The organism is Bremerella sp. TYQ1 (genome assembly GCF_020150455.1).
GTDB classification, from domain to species: domain Bacteria; phylum Planctomycetota; class Planctomycetia; order Pirellulales; family Pirellulaceae; genus Bremerella; species Bremerella volcania_A.
The window spans coordinates 576368-596120 of the sequence record NZ_CP083740.1 but is presented as its reverse complement, the minus strand read 5'-3'; the positions used below and the strand labels follow the sequence as shown (position 1 = coordinate 596120).

11 protein-coding genes are annotated in these 19753 nt (G+C 54.5%); all 11 read left to right on the top strand.

Translation table 11 applies throughout. From position 1 onward, the window contains the following. Positions 1 to 45: 45 nt before the first annotated feature. The 11 genes from LA756_RS02235 to LA756_RS02185 all read left to right on the top strand — a co-directional run bounded on the left by LA756_RS02235 (position 46) and on the right by LA756_RS02185 (position 19735). A complete protein-coding gene (locus tag LA756_RS02235; RefSeq protein WP_224438256.1) occupies positions 46 to 2700 on the top strand; it encodes a DUF1592 domain-containing protein in 2655 nt (884 codons plus the stop codon). Continuing rightward, on the top strand, positions 2693 to 4003 hold the full coding sequence (locus LA756_RS02230; RefSeq protein WP_224438255.1) for a DUF1552 domain-containing protein: 1311 nt from the start codon (positions 2693 to 2695) through the stop codon (positions 4001 to 4003). The genes LA756_RS02235 and LA756_RS02230 overlap by 8 nt, the downstream gene beginning before the upstream one ends. Positions 4004 to 4053: 50 nt before the next feature. After that, complete coding sequence (locus LA756_RS02225) at positions 4054 to 5004, top strand: hypothetical protein (protein ID WP_224438254.1); 951 nt, start codon at positions 4054 to 4056, stop codon at positions 5002 to 5004. Between the two features lie 57 nt (positions 5005 to 5061). Further along, positions 5062 to 7266, top strand: coding sequence for a malate synthase G (locus tag LA756_RS02220; RefSeq protein ID WP_224438253.1), 2205 nt, complete (start codon positions 5062 to 5064; stop codon positions 7264 to 7266). A gap of 33 nt (positions 7267 to 7299) precedes the next feature. Beyond that, a complete protein-coding gene (locus LA756_RS02215; protein WP_224438252.1) occupies positions 7300 to 8097 on the top strand; it encodes a fumarylacetoacetate hydrolase family protein in 798 nt (265 codons plus the stop codon). Positions 8098 to 8208: 111 nt separating this feature from the next. Further along, a complete protein-coding gene (locus LA756_RS02210) occupies positions 8209 to 11142 on the top strand; it encodes a c-type cytochrome (protein WP_224438251.1) in 2934 nt (977 codons plus the stop codon). 38 nt (positions 11143 to 11180) lie between these two features. Next, positions 11181 to 12704, top strand: coding sequence for a hypothetical protein (locus LA756_RS02205; protein ID WP_224438250.1), 1524 nt, complete (start codon positions 11181 to 11183; stop codon positions 12702 to 12704). Further along, complete coding sequence (locus tag LA756_RS02200; RefSeq protein ID WP_224438249.1) at positions 12679 to 13623, top strand: DUF6282 family protein; 945 nt, start codon at positions 12679 to 12681, stop codon at positions 13621 to 13623. The genes LA756_RS02205 and LA756_RS02200 overlap by 26 nt, the downstream gene beginning before the upstream one ends. 1 nt (position 13624) lies before the next feature. Continuing rightward, positions 13625 to 15154: a hypothetical protein gene (locus tag LA756_RS02195; protein WP_224438248.1), complete on the top strand. Its 1530-nt coding sequence runs from the start codon at positions 13625 to 13627 to the stop codon at positions 15152 to 15154. Between the two features lie 2 nt (positions 15155 to 15156). After that, positions 15157 to 16485 carry a nucleoside hydrolase-like domain-containing protein gene (locus LA756_RS02190; RefSeq protein ID WP_224438247.1) on the top strand — a complete coding sequence of 443 codons (1329 nt, stop codon included), beginning with the start codon at positions 15157 to 15159 and terminating at the stop codon, positions 16483 to 16485. A 121-nt stretch (positions 16486 to 16606) separates the two neighbouring features. Beyond that, positions 16607 to 19735 carry a hypothetical protein gene (locus LA756_RS02185; protein ID WP_224438246.1) on the top strand — a complete coding sequence of 1043 codons (3129 nt, stop codon included), beginning with the start codon at positions 16607 to 16609 and terminating at the stop codon, positions 19733 to 19735. Positions 19736 to 19753 lie beyond the last annotated feature (18 nt).

Here is a 19753-nt window from a genome sequence, read left to right as displayed (position 1 = left end):
TTTTGTCATGGCGCCCCAGATGAGTCCCCTGAGGGTGGGTTTAGTTTGACCGGCCTTTTGCGTATTGATGATTGGAAGGAAAACGGACCTGCTGTCAAACGCGTGCTCGATGTGATTGAGTCGCATCAGATGCCCCCGCGTGAAGAGGAGCAGCCTTCGGATCACGAGCGAGTTGAGCTTCAACAAGAGTTGCGCCGCTGGTTAAAGGTCGCACGTAGTCACTCGACCGACTGGCCAGGAAAACCGGTCCTTCGCCGCCTAACTCGCTTGGAATACAACAACACCGTGCGCGACCTGCTTGGGTTGGATACCGACGTGTTCATCTTTTCCGAACGCCTGCCGTTTCAGCGAGATCACTTTCAGCCGGCAACCAAAGAAATGCCTGGGCAGTTTCGGATGTCGGCCAGGGAGTATGGTGCCAAGTACCCGGTGTTTCTGATGGATGCTGGCATTCCGGGTGATAGTCGGGCCGATAGTGGCTTCGTGAACCGAGGCGATGCCCAAGACTTTTCGGCTGCCCGACTCGAGGAATACATCAAGATCGCCGGCGAAATCGCATTCCATCCAGATCTTCTCACCCGTGCCAAAATGATGGAAGAGTTATTTCCCTCGGCCAATTACTCCCAGCCATCGCAGAAAAAGGAAACGCTGAGCAATTCGATCGTCGTGGCCACTTCTGAAATAGCCCCAAACTCGAACGTTACCGCCACGGCGGACGCAAGTGCGTTTGACCTTGCCTCGTTCCAGCAGCGGATTGCCATTGCTAAATCGGAAGGCAGAGGAGGCGTATTTGATGGAGAGTGCTTAACCAATAGCATCGTGCCTGGTAAAGGTGGCGTTGTGGGTTTTTCCTACGGAATGTCATCGGCTCGTATCTTGGGAATCAATCCTACCGAGGACTGGTGGATTGCCTCCTTTGGCACTGCGGAGGAAACCAGTGGGAAAACATTGTTTGCCAATCGGAATCGAGGGCAAAAGCAATACGAACTGGCATTCCATGACTTCAATAAAATACCGTTCTCAGGTGTCTCGGAAATCGGCTTAGTACTGCTAAGTCGAAAGGGAGAGTCTGGCAGTATCCGGATTGGCGTACGTACGAACTCCGGCGACATGTCGATGCATGACATCGATATGAGTGACGGAAAGAATATCTTCGTCGCGTTGAAGTCTCCTCCCGATAGCTTCATCACACGGCTGGTCGTGGATGGCCAAGCGTACTCAGGTGACTACGTGCTACTGGATGACTTGGCAATCATTACACGCGACCCGCCTGTCGATCAGGGGCTGGTCATGGCTGAGGAGCCGATCGAACCTCTGGCGAATTCCGAGCCCACGAATGCTTCCGCAAAAGTCGACAAGTCGATTGCACAACAGTCTTCTACGAACCGCATCGAGCACTTTTTGCGTCGTGCGTTTCGCCGCCCGGTCCCCAACGCAGAACTGGCCTTGTTTGCGACCTATCACGACCAGGTACTCGCTCGCGGCGGAAGTCCCGAAGACGCGATGCGATCGGTCGTTCAGGCGGTGCTGTCTTCCCCTAGCTTTCTCTACCTGAACGCACCCCAGCCTGAGCAGGAGAGCACGCAGGGAACCGCCGACCATGCCGTTGCCCTCACAGCTCACGAGTTGGCAACACGTCTCAGTTACTTTTTATGGAGCACCATGCCGGATGATGAACTGTCGGAACTAGCCGACTCTGGTCGTCTTCTCGAACGAGAAGTGCTGGACCAGCAAGTTCAACGCATGTTGGCTGATCCGCGGGCAATAGAGCTGAGCGAAAGTTTTTACGTGCAATGGTTGAAGCTACAAGAGCTTTGGTCGGCCCAACCTGATGTTAAACAATTCCCTCAGTTCTACAGTGCGATCAACAACAAGCGAACGCTAGCCCAAGATATGTTTGGCGAGGTGTTGCTTCTGTTTCAGGCCGTCTTGGTTGAGGATCGCTCAGTCGTTGACCTGCTGGACAGCGACTACACGTTCGTCAACGGCAAGATGGTGCAATTCTACAAATTAAACTCAGAGGAACTTACTCTGGTCGGTGCCCAGCCAAGAGCGATCGATCGTGATTTGCTGAAGGATGACCGTAACTGGTTTCGCATTCGACGTGTCTCCGAGGAACGCGGTGGAGTTGTGACCAGCCCCGCCATATTGACCGCCACATCACTGCCGCACCGTACCAGTCCGATTCGCCGCGGAGTGTGGCTTTTGGAAACGCTGTTCAATCGCCACTTACCGCCACCCAATGTTGCGGTGGGTGATATCGAGGACCAAGAAGGGATCGAAGGGCTTTCTTTACGCGAAAAGGTGGAACTGCATCGGGCCAATCACGCCTGTGCCGTCTGTCACGACCAAATCGATCCGCCCGGGTTTGCCCTGGAAAACTTCGATGCCATCGGAAAATGGCGAGTCGAAGAGCAAGGCATGCCAATTGACTCGTCGGGCCAACTTCCTGGCGTTGGCAAATTCGGGAACCCTCTCGAGTTCAAACAGCAGCTAATTGACAAACAAGATCTCTTCGCGAGAGGCTTTGCCGAGCATCTCTTCTCGTATGCATTGTCTCGAGATCTCGAATACTACGACGTTCCGGCCGTTCAAGAGATTGTCAGCGGCGCTAAGTCGGAAAACTATCGGTTCTCAAGTGTTGTGCGTGGAATCGTCCAATCCGATGCGTTCCGAACAAGAAGGAGTAGGAATGAATAAGAATCGAAATTCGTTTGCAAGTCGAGCCCTTTCCCGCCGCACGTTCCTTCGCGGGGCTGGTGTCGCCATGGGGCTACCCTGGCTGTCGGCTATGCAGCCGGCAATGGCTGCTAGTGAGCCCATCGCGCCCCAGCGTTTCGCTTGGATCTATGTCCCCAACGGCGTCGTGCAGGATGCCTGGACACCAGAAGAAAGTGGCCGCAAGTGGGAGTTGAGCCGTACGCTTCGACCTTTGGCGAAGTTCCGCAACGACATCAACGTTTACACCGGGTTGGATCGTGAATTTCGTGGAGGCACCGGCGTCCATGCCCAAGCAGGATGTTGTTGGCTCACCAGTTCGCCACCGACTGAGGCACTGGATGGTGGGTTTCCGACCAACACCTCGTTAGACCAGATTATTGCCCGGAAAATTAACGGCGGGACATTGCTGCCGTCGATAGAACTGAGTTGCAACGACCATACCAATCAGCGTGAAACCAAGTACTTCGAGACAATCTCTTGGCATGGTCCCGGTTACGCCGCTAACGCCCAGAAAAACCCCCGAGATGTATTCGATCGCTTGTTCGGCAAGCCCGATCCACGCATGGCCAGCCTGCTGGATGTCGTGATGGAAGATGCCCGCCGACTCGAACGTTCGCTTGGTCCAAGCGACCGGAGCAAGCTGGGCGAGTTCCTCGACTCGGTGCGAAGTGTCGAGCAGAAAATTCAAAAAGCCGAGAAGCATGCCGCCAAGCGTCATCAAAGCCCCATGACGCGCCCCACCGGTATGCCGGAGGATCGCGGCGAGTATATCCGTGTCATGGTCGATCTGATCACGATCGCGTTTCAGCAAGATCTAACGCGAGTCGCCACGTTGGTGATTGATCCGGAGCGTTGGGATACGCCACGTATGTACCACGGCGTGTTCGACAGTCCGCAAAACCACCACGCACTGACCCATACAAAGGGTGACGAGGCGAAGGAGAAGCTACAGCGGATCGATGAGTTTCACGTCTCGCAGTTTGCGTACTTCCTGGAACGCATGCAAGCCATGAGCGATAGTAGCAGCACGCTGCTCGACAGTAGCCTGCTGACCTACGGCAGTGGAATGGGGAATGGTCAGATTCACGACTACAACGACCTTCCGGTTATCACTGCCGGAAACCTTCACGGTAAAGTCCCAACCGGAATTCATCACCGTTTTGGTGGCAAGAAGCCGGTCGCGAACCTCTGGCTTTCACAGGCCCAAGCAGCGGGGATCGAGATCGACAACTTCGCAGACAGCAGCGGAACGATCGAACTTCGAAACTCCCCATCCACTTAGCCAACGCGGTTGCACTGCGTCTCCCTCCATTCCACAACAAAGAGAACGAAATGAATCGCTTCTTGGTGCTAATTCTCTTGCTCTGCGCACCCTTTTGGTCAGCAGCACAGGCACAAGAGTCTGATGACTGCCGCGTACGGTTACTCTTCGCAGGCAGTAGCAGCTTGTATTGGAATGACCTGCCAGATGCCGTTGGCCAGGTCGTGTCAAAAAAAGTGTCTGGCAAGGAAGGGTGTCTTGCCACTGCAGAACTTGTCGGTAGAAGTGGTGACGACATCCGGGTCTACCTGCAACCTGGCTTCGATAACTACCAATACGGCGTAAAGCCCGGTCAGACCTTTTTGGGGAAGGTGCAAGCCGAAAAGTTTGATTTCGTCACGATGATGGTGTTCACGCGATTTATCATGGAGACCGGCCCATCGCTGGCCGAAAGCGAACATGCCCAAGCAGTCACGACCTACTGCCAGGCGATTCGTGCCGCAGGTGGGGAGCCGGTGTTCTATGAGTCGGGCTGGGGAGATGCTCCCTTCCATGAGGAGGGACGAAAGCGGATTCTGGAGTTGGCGAAACAAAATAATGTGACGCACTTTGCGCCTTGTTCTTCCGCTTGGGCACGCGTTGCCAAAGAACGCCCCGATTTGAAGCTACAAGACCCACACGATCCTGTTCACCCAGGCAACCTGGGACACTTTCTCAATACGGCGTGCTTCTATGCCGCATTGACGCAGCAGTCGCCCGTCGGACAGTTGCCGCGCACGTTCCCTGTATGGCACCACTGGGGCGAAAAGGAGCGTGCACAACGGAAGACCACATTGGACGAAGCGTTCGCTAAGTTCGAGCCCAATGACTATCAGAGACGTCTTCCCAAATGGATGCAGGCCTACGCGAGTGCGGGGCTGACCGAAACCCTTTCGGAAGAAGATGCCCGCTATCTGGAGACGGTTGCCTGGGAAATCTGGCAAGAGACCCAGCGGGCGTTAACCCAAGTTCAAGAAAACTAACACGCACGCGTCAGCAATACACCAAACCGATTCGCTCAAACCTAAGACATCATTGGAATGATTGAAACATCCTACCGCTCTATCGCAGGACTCCAAATCGCAAATGAACTCGCTGATTTCGTTGCTCAAGAAGTGGTACCAGGTACAGGCACGACCAGCGATGAAGTATGGCGTCTACTCGCCAGCTTGGTAGAACAGTTGGGCGAGCGAAATCGTGAGTTGCTTAAAACGCGAGATGAATTGCAAGCCAAACTCGATCAATGGTATAAGGATCACCGCGGCATTTCATTTAGCGCTGCCGAGCATCAGGCGTTTCTTAAAGAGATCGGCTATCTCGTGGACCCACCAAGTGAGTCGAAGGTGACCACTCAAGGCGTCGACCCCGAGATTGCCACCATTGCAGCTCCCCAGTTGGTTGTGCCGCTGGACAACGCACGGTACGCCATCAATGCGGCGAATGCCCGCTGGGGAAGTTTGTTCGACGCTCTGTACGGAACGAACGCGATTCCCTTCGAAGACACACGCGAAGCGGTTCACGGCTATGACCAAGCTCGTGGCATGCTGGTCATTCAGCAGGCGAACCGATATCTCGACGAGTTCCTACCGTTCCAAGAGTTCTCCTGGAATCAACTGAACCGCATCGTCCTCAACGAGAACAATGGTTCGGTCGCGGTGTCCTTTCTGACGGTACAGGGAAACGAAGCTAAGCTTGCCGATCCGAATTGCCTGGTAGGGTACAACGCGTCCTCCGCCTCAGTATTCTCTTTGCTTTTCGCTCATCATGGTCTGCATATTGAAATTCAAGTCGACCCTAACCATCCAGTGGGACAACAACACGCTGCCGGCATCAAGGACGTCATTCTCGAAGCGGCAGTCACCACCATTCAAGACTGCGAAGACTCCGTCGCAGCTGTGGATGCCGTTGATAAAGTCCAGGTATACCGAAACTGGCTTAGCCTAATGAAAGGAGATCTAACGGCCACCTTTAGTAAAGGTGGCAATCAAATCAATCGCGTTCTGAGCGAGGACCGCGAATTCCAAACGTTTGGCCAAGAGACGATTCACCTTCCAGGGCGTAGCTTGCTTCTGGTACGTATCGTGGGAATGCATATGCACACCGATGCCGTGCTAACCAAAGACGGAATTCCCATTCCCGAGGCGTTTCTCGATGCGGTTCTCGTCACTCTGGCCGCACTGCACGATCTTAAGGGGCAGGGTCGTTTCCAGAATAGCAAGACAGGAAGCGTCTACATTGTCAAACCAAAGCAGCATGGGCCGGAAGAGGTCACGTTGACTGTCGACCTATTCGCCAAGGTTGAGTCGGCATTCGGTCTGCCGGAAGGCACCCTGAAACTGGGCATCATGGACGAAGAACGACGCACGTCGGCGAACCTTCTCGCATGTCTGGAACGCGCGGCGAGTCGTGTTGTATTTATCAATACAGGGTTTCTTGATCGCACCGGAGATGAGATCCACTCGCGAATGCAGTTGGGCCCGTTTGTCCGCAAGGATGCGATTAAGGAATCGGTATGGCTAAACGCCTACGAACGCAACAACGTGGCGGCGGGGCACGCGTCAAAGCTTGATCAGGTGGGCCAGATCGGCAAAGGCATGTGGGCCATGCCCGATCAAATGGCCGAAATGCTTGGCAGCAAGCACAAGCAGTTGGAAGCAGGGGCGACGACCGCTTGGGTCCCTTCACCTACGGCCGCCGTATTACACGCGATTCACTACCACCAGTTTGAGGCGGCAAGTCAACGTACGGGCGACCACTGCGAGTCGCTCCTGGCAGGACTATTGACGGTAGAACCATTCGACGCTCAAGATCTTTCGCCGGATCAAATTCAGCATGAGCTGAACAACAACTGCCAGAGCATCCTCGGTTATGTCAGCCGGTGGATCAATCTTGGCGTCGGGTGTTCCAAAGTGCCGGATCTGAATGGGACAGGTTTGATGGAGGACCGGGCAACCTTGCGGATTTCCAGTCAGCTATTAGCAAACTGGCTGCTTCACAAGGTGATCTCCCATGAAGAACTCGAAGCCTCGTTCAATGCGATGGCAGCGGTTGTGGATCAGCAACAAGGAGCAAGCTCGGAGTATTGCCCCTTCGGAGAATCGCCGGAAGATTCCTTGGCCTTTCAGGCCGCTCAAACGCTCGTGCTGGAAGGTGTTGACGAGCCCAATGGGTATACCGAACCAACGCTATTCCGGTATCGCAAACTCGCCAAGCAGCAAGTCGTCGCGAATTCCTCGCCAGCCTAAGCCCACCAACTCACTTCACTGACTACCACCACCATGAAGATCATTCGCTTTCAAACCGCTGACAACACCGTCCACTACGGAGTTCCCTTGGACGATTCGCTTGGTCGTGCCAAGCTGATTACGGGTGAGCTTTACGGCTCCTACGCCCTTTCAGACGAAGTTGTCGACGTCAAACGCTTGCTTGCTCCCGCGACCGGTGCGATCGTAGGAATTGGGTGCAACTACCATCGCCTGGCACAGCACCTCCAAGTCGAGGTGCCGCCGTATCCGGTTGTTTTCTTTTCGTTGCCCAATGCCATCAATGATCCAGGCGGGGAAGTCTGCCTGCCGAGAACACTCGCCCACGAAAAAACGAAATACGAAGGCGAACTGGTTGTCGTTATCGGCCGGAAAGGCGTTGATATCTCGCCTGACGAGGCGCTCGCTTACGTCTTTGGTTACACCGTAGGGAATGACGTCTGCACTGGCGAGTGGCAAGGTGCCAACGTGGGTGGCCAGTGGTCCAAAGGCAAAGGTTTTGATGGCTATAAACCCATTGGTCCTGCTATCGTTACCGTCGATGACATTCCCGATCCGAACGTACTTCACATTGAAACCCGGCTTAATGGGCAGGTCGTTCAGGACGATAGCACAAGCGACATGATTCACAACGTTCAGGCCTGTGTCAGCTTCGCCAGTCAAGGACATACGCTGCGTCCTGGCGACATGATTTTTACAGGCACCCCATTTGGCGTCCCTGGCTGTCACGAGTTGGCCAAGTTTCTCAGACATGGTGACCACGTTGAGGTGACGATTGATCCGATCGGAACTCTCTCGAACACGGTGAAGTAGTCGCGTAACAAGTAACCCCAGAAGCCTCGCCTTACTTTCTTATCTGACAGACATATGCGTTACCTTAAGCAGTTGCTCGTTCTCCTTGCCTTGGCCTTGCCGGGGCCTTATGTGCCCGGTATTCAAGCCGAAGAGGTACCGACCTCCTCCAGCGTTCCCAAGTGGATTTGGGGGGAAGAGGATTCCACCACGGGCGAAGTCACGTTCGAGAAAGAGTTTGAACTCGACATCCTACCAGAGCATGCCAGCCTCAAGATCACCGCGGATGATTTCTTTGTCCTGGTGGTAAACGGCGACTTTATACTATTCAGCGAAACGTGGAGAAATCCGCGCTCGGTGGATGTGACGTCGCGGCTGAGGAAAGGTAAGAACAGCATCACTGTCAAAGCTCGTAATCTTAACGGGCCTGCCGGAATGATCGCCTGGCTGGAAGCGAAATCCCCATCCGGGGAAAGCATTCTCGTAGGTACAGACCAATCGTGGCATACCTGGCCTGGCCATGATCGCCCGGAACGAGGTCGTTGGCAGGCATCCCACGAGATTGGACAGCTCGGCATTTCTCCCTGGAAGAACCCTTGGAGTACCAATCTGGCACACATCACGAAACCCGAGGGTTTCGTCGTGGAAAAACTACTCGACGTTGCCAGCTCGTATGGGTCGTGGGTGAGTATTTGCACCGATGGGAATGGAGGTTTCTTTACTTCCGCTGAGAAGGAGCACGGCCTATTCCATGTTACTTTCGTGGATGATGGGACCGCACATGTCGAGAAGTTGCCGGTGGAATTGAGTGCTGCCCATGGCCTCATTTTCCAGACGGGAGTGTTGTATGCTCTCGTAAGTGGCAAGGGGTTATTCGCAATCGAGGACAAGGATGGCGATGGACAACTCGAGTCGGTTCGACCGCTGAAAGAGATTGGTGGTCGAGGCGAACATGGTGTTCATTCAATCGCACCTTACTCACGAAACGCGTTGATGCTGGTGGCAGGTAACGGAACCCAGACGCCCCCAGGTCTCACCAGCAAGAATCCTGCCGTCTTCGAAGACACGCTCATGGAGAGAGTTCGCGCCCAGTCGATGTTGAATCGTAAAAACTGGGTTGCTCCTGGCGGCTGGGTAGGTCTTCAGAGCCTGCAGTCCGACCAACTCGATCTTTTCGCATCCGGTTTACGAAACGCATACGGCATCACCTCGAATGACCAGGGCGAATGGTTTGCCACGGATTCGGATGAGGAATGGGATCTGGGAATGCCATGGTACCGTCCCACGCGTCTCTATCACCTCGTTAGTGGTGGTGAGTATGGTTGGCGGGGTGGCTCGGACAAATGGCCTGCCTACTATGAAGATGTTCTTCCCCCGATCGTTGAGTTCGGACCGGGGTCACCAACAGCCATTGTCAGTGGTCAGGGGACGCGATTTCCGACGAAGTATCAGAACGCTCTATTTGCGTTGGACTGGACGTACGGAACCATCCGTGCCCTATTCCTTGAACATGACGGTGCGACATTCCAGGCCCATTATGAAACGTTTGTTAGTGGCAGCCCGTTACCCGTAACAGGTGCCACGGTAGCTGACGATGGATCGCTGGTATTTCTCACGGGAGGCCGCGGCATTTCTTCGTCGCTATTCCGCGTCCGATACGTTGGCGATCGATCGCCAGCGTCTCCGTTGCCAGCGGAACGTCCCGAAACGTTGCGGGTGCGCAGGAAGCTGGAAGCATTCCACGGAGTGGTCGATTCCGACGCCGTGCGTGCGGCATGGCCTTACTTATCAAGCAATGACCGATACCTTCGTTATGCAGCTCGGATCGCGGTTGAATCACAGCCAGTCGAGTCCTGGCTTCCCTATCTTCAGGCCGAGGCGAACCCTCAGGGCGTTATTACGGCTGCTGTAGCCGTCGGGCGTGTCGGAGATCACGCCGCGGCTTCCCTGGTCGACGAGAAACTGTCTCAAATTCAATGGGCGTCCTTGAGTGAGACGCAAGTCTTAGGACTTTTGCGAGCGAAGGCGTTGACCTGGAGTCGGATTCAGCCGCCGTCCAGCCAACGAGACGCTGCCATGGCGTTGCTGCCGCTGGCCGAGACGTCGTCACCACTGATTCGACAAGAGTTGTTACGCCTGTTCGCCTTTCTAGGGTCTCCGCAGATCCTTGATCACGCTTTTGATTGGCTTGCGGAACCGCACCAGAGGCAGTTGCCTGATTGGGCAGATGCGAAGATCCTAAAGCAAAATCCATCTTCTGCGTATGGCGGGACATTTGCACGTTATCTGGAAAACCCTCCGCCTGAGCACCAGTTGCAGTTGGCGACGTTTCTTGCGGAATTGAGCCAGCACTGGACGGCGGAACAAGCTGAAGCGTATTTCACCTTCTTGAGTGATGCCACCCGCTATCAAGGTGGTGCCGCATACATGGACTACTTACGTGCCATTCGTGAACGGGCTTTAAAGCGTCTGCCGAGTGAATTGCAAGCCGTTGCAGGGAATCATCCTCTACCGGAGTTCTCAATTCGACCGATTAAGACCACCCCACCTCAAGGTCCAGGGCGTGTCTGGGCGGCAAGCGATGCCCTTTCCGCGATACAAGATTCCCCGGCAACTACGAAAGATGACTTGGTTCGAGGACGAAATCTCTTTCACGTGACAACCTGCATTAAGTGCCATCGGTTCGATGGAGAAGGGGGAGCAATCGGTCCAGACTTGAGCAATGTCCGCGGCAAGTTTGATGAGAAGGCTCTCCTGGAAGCCATCATTGAACCAAGCAAAGCGATATCGGATCAATTCCAAAGCACAACCGTGTTGCTCGATTCAGGACGCGTGCTTACGGGAATCCTACATGAGTCCGGGAATGGGCATATCCAGATTTTATCGGGCGACAAAATACATACGATCGCCAAGGAGACGATTGAGATTTCCAAGGCGTCGGGCCAATCCATCATGCCGACAGGCTTAGTCAACGATCTTAACTCAGAGGAACTTACGATGCTCGTTCGCTATCTTCTGGGGAACCATGATGCCGCGGATGATCACCTCCCTGGCGAACTTCCGTGAGACCAACCAAGATCGCTCGCATTTGCGGAGAAGATGATATGTCACCCCATCCAACGACACAAAACACGTCACGACGTCGATTCATGCAAGTCGGAGGTGCGGGCATGTTGGCCTCGGGGACGTTATTGCGTGGGGAGGAAGTCCGCCAGCGCCCCACCATCGGGCTGCAGATTGCGCCTTTCAACATTCTGGATGAAGGGGTCGATGCTTGTTTGGAACGCGTCGATGATGTGGCCGCTGTTAACACGCTCTTCGTTTATAGTCACACCTACTATGGGATTCCCTATACACGTACAGCGAACGTTCTGGCGGATGACCATGGCTATCAACCGCGAAACGACAAAGACCGTTCGCTGTGGCCGGTATGGGTTCGTCACAATCCCAAGGAGTTTTCAGAAACGACGTTGAAGTTTAACGCTCAACCGAAGAATACCGAACACAATGGGCGAGACGTGTTTGCGGAAACCATCGAGCCTGCTCGTCGTCGTGGTATCAAAGTGTATGCTCGCTTGCTTGAGCCTGGTCGGCTGGACGTTCAGGGGAGAATTGCGAACTACGATGACGTCACATCGATAAACCTCTTCGGCAAACTGGCCAATCAGCCATGCCGCCACAATCCCAACTACCGAGCATTTTGCCAGGCCATGGTGCGTGATTTGTTCCAAAATTACGACCTGGATGGCTATCAATGGGGTGCCGAGCGCATTGGCCCGCTGGCAGGGCTGCTCTCGCAGGGGGCCGCCCCAGGATGCTTCTGTGATTACTGCCAGAAGCGCGCCCAGGAAGAAGGAGTGGATCCTTCTCGTGCTCGCCAAGGTTTTACCGAGATGCATGGCCTGATTCAGTCCGTTGGTAAACGAAATGCGAGGCCTAGTAAGGGAGTGATGAATACATTGCTTGGCATCGTCATCAAGTATCCCGAGGTTATCGCCTGGGAGCATCTCTGGCGAAAAGGGGTGGAAGAAGTCGCAGAGTCAATCTACACGACGATCAAGTCCATCAAACCGAGTGCCCAAGTGGGGCGTCACATTGATAGCAAGGGAACGACCCTTAATCCAGTTACGCGTGCCGGCACCGATTACCTCGCGATGGCAAATTACAGTGACTTTATTAAGCCGATCCTCTACCACGATGTCATGGCACCACGGATCGTCGATCACTTTCTCAACCGATGGCGAGCGGGAACGTTCTCGGAGCTGGACCAGGACACGCTGTATGAAGTGTTCCTCGCTTTCAACGGCTATCAATCGCTAAAGCTTCCCAAGGTAAGCCAACTCTTCCATACGAGCTTACCGGCGGAATACGTTGGGCACGAAACACAGCGACTGGTCGAGGAAGTATCTGGCCAAGCGGATATCCTTCCTGGGATTGGCATGGATGTACCCCACCGAAGCGGCGGACTGTTCACGCGCTCGCCACAGGACTTCGAAGTGCTCGGTGAAACGATTCGCTTGAGTAAGGAAGCAGGTGCCGGCGGAGTTGTGGCTTCGCGAGAATATGACGAAATGAGAATGCCCACGCTTAAGGCCTTTGGCGATGCCGTACGAAAACACTTCGGCTGAGACAAGTCGACGCTCAACGCCTGAACCACGGCGAGAAAAAGAATGGTTGCAGGGAGCCTACGACCTGCACGTCCATTGCTCGCCGGATGTTGTCGCACGAGCGGAGACCGCACTGGAACTGGCCAGACTTGCCAATGAGTTGGGAATGGCAGGAATTGGCATCAAAGACCATACCACGTCAACCGTAGGGCGATGCAGCGTACTCAATGAACTATTTCCCCAGGGAACCCGGTTTTACAGTTCGATCGCACTCAATGCCCCCATTGGTGGCTTGAATATCGCAGCCGTCGAGTCCGCGTTGCAAGCTGGTGTCGACATTGTTTACTTTCCGACTTACTCGGCCGAGTTTCATATTGAAACTTACGGTTGGGATTTTACGCCGGTTCCGCATCCAACAAGCGACTTCACACCCATCCGCATTCTGAGCAGCGGGAAGTTGACGTCGGAGGCCTCGGATATTGTTTCCTTGATTGCCGAACATGATGCGATCCTAGCGACGGGACACCTTTCGCCTCATGAGATTTTGCATCTTTTGACGGAAGCAGCAGATCGAGGCGTCAAGCGGAAGATCGTTACGCATGCTTCGGAGCCGACGCCTGGTCTTTCGATCAGGGATCAGCGTCAAGCGGTCGCTCTGGGCGCATTGATCGAACACTGTTTCTTAGCAACGGCACAATGCTCTCCGCGTCCCATACCAATGTCGGAGATCGAACGTCAAATCAAGGAAGTCGGGACGGAACATATCGTGCTTTCATCCGACTTTGGGCAGCCTGCCAATGGATCACCGTTGGAAGCGTTCGCCCAGCAGATTTCCCAACTTCAACAACTTGGCTTCACGCAAGAGGATATGCACAAAATGCTTTGTGCCAATCCTGGCCGACTTGTCCACAAGGCTCAACACTTCGAAGGCAATTCCTAAGATGAATTCTACTCGTCGTCAGTTTCTCCAAGCAGCCGGTTCGCTGGCAACTTCGTGTTGTTTACCTGGTTTCGGCTTCGCCCATGAATCCACGAAACAAGACCCGATGGTGGGCGTGCAGATTGCACCACATTCCATGCTGGACGAGGGAATCGACCGTTGCTTAGATCTCTTGCAGGGCGAGGCCAGGGTCAACACGCTCTTCATCTATTCACAAACCTACCACATGGGAGTGACTCCCCAGAACGTCTTGGCGACCGACCATGGCGTGCCGGTGCGTGATCCACGGAAACGCAACCTGCCCAACTACTGGGTCAAAAGCGATCATTCCGAATTCGCCGGCGGCCTGATTCAACATGAGTCGCATCGTGACGATTTTGAATATAGCGACCGAGATCTCTTTCAAGAGGTCCGCAAGCCGGCCAGCGATCGTGGAATGAAGGTGTATGCCCGCATTCTCGAAGCTGGCGGGAACCGCATGGACAACATCCCCGGGTATCGCAAGGTACAGACCGTCGATCACCTCGGACATCGGTCGGGCGGTCCGTGCTGGAACCATCCGGCCTATCGCGAATGGGTATTCAAGACGATTGAGCAGCTGGTCACCAACTATGACCTGGATGGCTTGCAGTATGGTGCCGAACGCACCGGACCGATGTCGCACGTGCTATTCCGAGGAGAAACGGCGACATGCTTTTGCAGTCACTGCATCCGGCGTAACCACGAGAAAGGCATCAACGCAGATCGTGCCCGGCAAGGCTACGGAAAACTGTATTCCCTGATCAAAGCGACTGAGCAGAATAAAGCCCGGCCAAACGATGGTCTGCTGACGGAAGTGCTCAGAATCCTGCAGCAGTTCCCAGAAGTTTTAAGCTGGGACTATCAATGGTTTCTCGCCGACGAGGAAATCTGCACTCAGGTCCACCATACGGCCAAGGCGATCTCACCCAATATCGACTCAGGCCGGCACGTCGATCACCAGCGGTCGAGCTGGGATGTCTTCTACCGGGCTGCGATTCCTTACAGCACCATGGCGGAAAACGCGGACTTCATCAAGCCTATTCTGTACCACGAGACCTTCGGCCCGAGACTTCGCTGGTGGGTGCTCGAACGGATGAAAGACCGCGTCTTGAATGAGCTGAGCTTGGAGCAATCGCTGAGTCTTTTCTATTCCACTTTTGGGCATACGGCTGAAGAGATGCCCCAGGTCGAAGAGCTTGACGCAAACGGCCTAGGCGCAACCTATGTGTACAACGAGACCAAGCGTTGTAAGTTGGGCGTGGGAAGCCATGCCAAGGTGTACGCCGGGATCGGCATCGATGTCCCCTGGTATGTCCCCGGAGGAATGGAGCCACGCCCTAGTCGTCCGGACTCCGTTGAAGCGGCGGTCGTTCAGGCATTTGAAGCTGGCGCCGACGGTGTGCTTGCTTCGCGAGAGTACAACGAAATGCGTCTTCCCAGCTTGCGAGCGTTTGGTCAAGGCGTCGATCAGTTCCTGGCGGCACAATCGAATCCGAGCTCAGGTTCCTAACTATGAAATGTTCTGCGATAATCCTCTTGGCAGCGGTGGCGATCGGTCTGACGGTTCCTCGTCCAGCGAACGCGGCCGAGCCGGAAGATCGACTGCGGGTGATTATCGAAACGGATGCCCCAGGAGGGGATCCCGATGATGAAGGATCGCTTGTAAGATTCTTCCTTTACTTGAACGAATGGGATGTCGAGGGAATTCTCTGTACCCGACGGGCCGACCAGTCTCGTACGGGAGAAAGCGGTAAAGAATGTCTCGATCGTTTTATTGATGCTTACCAGAAAGTGTGGCCCAGCCTCACCAAGCACGATCGACGGTATCCCTCTCCGAAGGATGTTCGGGCGATCACGTTCCCTTCCTACGATGGCACCGAGGCACGCGACGCAATCATCGCGGCCGTCGATCGAGAAGATGCTCGCCGAATCTGGTACGTCAACTGGGGGACCAATGACGGCAATCTGACCGCCATGCGACAAGCGTTGGATCACGTCAAGAAGACGAGAAGTAACGAAGCTTACCGAGCATTCGCTGATCGCCTATGTTTCTCGCGAGATGCCGATCGCGGTTATCATGTCCGGGAGCACATTCCATACCTGCATAAGTGGGTAGATACGCGAAATCCAAACCGCTGGTATCACCGCTTCCAGCCCCTCACGCACGATGCCGGCGGCTTTGACGTCCAGCGGGACATCAAGACATCGCATGGGCCATTAGGCGCCTCTTATACGATCCAAAAAGAAGGAGACACGCCAGGGTTTCTTTACCTGGTGCCGAACGGGCTGAGCGACGTATGGTCGCCCGAAGGTGGCTCGTGGGCAGGTCGGTTCGTCCCCAGGACCGATGAACATCGCCGGGATGGTTTCTACTGGAGCGATGCACGCGATAAGTTCAACGGATCGGAAAGCCGAGATAACACGCTAAAACGTTGGGCAGAGCACATCCAGAATGACTTCCAAGCCAGGCTGGATTGGTGCGTTCAATCTTACCAGCATGCCAATCATCCGCCTGTGGTGATCGTCAACGATATTCCTGGAACTCATTCGATCACGATCCAAGCCGCACCGGGCGAAAGCGTTGCGTTATCAGCCCGCAAGTCACGCGATCCGGATAAGGACGATTTGGCGTTTCGCTGGTTTGTTTACCCCGAAGCGGGTTCCTTTGGCAAGGAAGTCCCCATATCTAAGAACCGCTCTCAAGACGCGTCGCTGACCATTCCCAAGTCGGCAACAGGCAAGTCCATCCACGTCATCCTGCAAGTCACCGACGACGGTGAACCTGCACTAACCCGGTATCGCCGTGTGGTGATCCAGTGCCAACCATCCATAGATGACTAAGTTGTGTTCCTTGGGGGCACGACGAACCTCATTCGGCGCCTCGCCGCTGGAACGTTCGTGATTCTCCCCAAGCGGCTGATTGCCGCCTGCCTTCTCATTTCAACGTTATCGAGTCCCCATCATGCGAATCTTCTCCTTTCTACTATTCTGCGTCGTGTGGCATCCGGTGTCTCTGGCAACAGCGGAAACGCCGCTGGACGAATCCAATTCGTGGGCTTTGTCGGTACCTTCCGATGACTTCAACGACAACGCTTTATTGGATCTGAGATACTTAAACGAAACCCAATCGGGCGAGAACGGATTTGTCAGGCTCAGTCGTGATGGAAATGGCTTTGTCCGGGGGGACGGCGAGCCCGTTCGTTTCTGGATTGTCGGCTCGGATGCCCATCAGTTCCCACCGCTAGAGATGGATCGGCACTCACGTTGGTTGGCCAAACTGGGAGTCAATATGGTGCGGCTCCACGTAACGATCTGCAATAAGAGTGAAGGCTCGAAGATCACGGACGTGAATGAGGAGTTGATTGATGGCGTTCATCGATTCATCAAATCGGCCAAAGACAATGGAATCTATGTGCTCCTTTCCCCATACTATGCTCACTTCGACGCGCCGAAGAGTTGGAACCTGCCCGGAGGTTCAGTCGACATGGAAGGATTGCTTTTCATCGAGCCCAAACTTCAAGATGCCTATCAGCATTGGACCAGGGAGTTCTACTCAAGAGAGAACCCATACACGGGACTCCCGATCAAGGATGATCCGACCGTTGCCATCTTGCAGGTTCACAATGAAGACTCCCTTTTCTTCTGGACCATGCAGCGGTTACCAGAACCGTACCGGATTACTTTGTCTAAAGCGTTTTCGGCATGGCTAGTCAAGAAGTACGGTTCCACGTCGCAAGCCTGGGAGGCCTGGGGCGAAGGTTTCAAAGGGAATGACGAACTCGACGATGTCGAAGGAGGGAGAATCGCCTGCCTACGGATTTACGACCTGACAACCGATGGCAAAGGGGCCTTTGCGAAACGGCAACGCGATACAGCGGAGTTCCTGGCCGAGTTTCAGCGTAGCTTCTATAAGCGTATGGGCAAGTTCTTGCGGAAAGAAATCGGGTGCCAACAACTACTTAACGCGACAAACTGGCGGACCGCTAACGATACCAAGCTCAAAGCCTTGGAACGCTACTCGTACCATGCCTTGGATATCGATGCCGAGAACGAGTACGTCGGCTCCGACTATCAGCACTCTGGCCCGAATGATGGGTACCGCATCGATCCGGGCGACTACCTGGTAAATGAATCGGTGCTGTCGAAACCATTCGAGATTTGTACGAATTTTCGCCAGGAGCAAGGGCATCCATTCATCGTCACGGAAACGGCCTGGAAAAACCCAAACCGTTACCAAAGTGAAGGTCCGTTTCTCGCCGCCGCCTATCAAAGCCTGACCGGGATCGATGGTGTGGCATGGTTTTCGTGCCAGACGCCGACGTACGAGACCGATCCGCTCAAGCCGTTCTGGCGAGTCGACGATCAGATGTCGACTCACAAATGGAATCACTGTTACCCCGCGATGATGGCTGGCTTCCCGGCCAACGCGCTGCTGTATCGCCGGGGTTATCTACGGCAGGCCGATCCGATTGTCCAGGAGGTACGCCAGCTTGAGAGTCTGTTCAACCGAGAGGCACCTCGCGTCAATGACAACGAAGCCTACGGGGATCAGCGCAGCCTTGCGGACCTGAAACCGGGGTGGTCTCCCAATGGTGACGAGATCAACCGGGCCGCATTCCTGGTCGGTCCCGTGATGACCAAGTCGAATGGCGATCCGGCTGAGTCCCAGGTAGGCGATCTATCGCAATGGTTCGATCCCCAAGCAGGCACGATTCGCTCCGCCACTGGTGAGTTGACGTGGGACTATCGCCGCGAGCTTTGTACTATGAATTCTCCTAAGGCCCAGGGCATTACAGGCTTTCTGAAACGCAACGGCGGGAAGTTTGAACTAGACGATATCACGATTGAAAGTGACAACGGCTATGCGACGATTAACGTTGTCAGCCTGGATGAGCGTCCCATTGGACAGTCCGGCCAGGTGCTTGCTCAGATTGTCACCGCAAACCGCTTGACCGGTTTCCGAACCACCCCAGCTACGTTCCAGATCGGCAATGGAGAGGGAGCCTATACGGTGCAAGGTGAACAGATCGAACGCATCGGCGAACCCCCTTTCCGAATTGCGAATACCTTGGTAACGCTACGTGTGAACAATCCGGCTCTCACCGAAGCGGTCGTCTTGGATATTAATGGATACCCGGTCAAACGGATGGCTGTCTCGATGGGGCAGGTCACACTACCCCTGGATGCGATCTACGTGCTGCTCAGAGCGGCTTCTACGGCTTCCGTGACACCCGACAAACAGCAAGCGATCGCGGCAACACTTGCCAATAAAGTCCAGCGGAGTGAAGTCTGGACGGATGAAGACGGCAACGTCAACGGACTCGTCCTCATCAACCACCAGGTGTTGACCAAGTCAGCAGGAGAGAAGCCTGGGGTATCGGACGATGACTTGAAACGATTGCGAGAATTCACCGAGCTCACCGCAATCAACCTGGAAGCACAACCCGTCGGCGACGTTGGTTTAGCCGTAATAGGTGAGTTTCCACACCTGAAGCAGGTTGGGTTCCACTACATGGCCAAAGCCCCAGGAGCGAGTGCTTCGCCTGATTTCATCACGGTAATCGACGGAATGAAGGACCTTGAGATCATCGAGATTAAGCACAACTTCCAGATGAAGGCCATCAACGTTCAGAAGCTAAGCACCCCTTTCCCCAAAGTCTGGCGACTGGTACTCGACACCCCATTAACGGCAGATCAGACCATGCAGATGATTCGGCTCTGCCCCAATGTCACGGACCTTCAATTGCATCGAACGGAAGTCACGCCTGCGCAACTGGCGGAGATTGGTCGCCTCTTGCCCAAGCTTGAAGTGCTGTGGCTGAAGCCCAAACATGGTGTTACAGCCGACTACCTCGCCTCACTCCAAACATTCTCGAAACTCAAAATCTTCAGTCCTCAATACTTCAAAGAGGCAATACCGTTTGCTGAAGGCTGGGATGCTCTTAGCTCACTTCCACAATTAGAGCGTCTGGAGATCGCCACTTCGGAACAGATGCAAAATAAGCAAGGCATCGATCGATTGCGAGAGCAAAATCAGGAACTTCAGGTAGACGCGAGGTACACTCGTTCGCGGAACTATCACGGACTTTGACCGTGATATTCGGGCCGA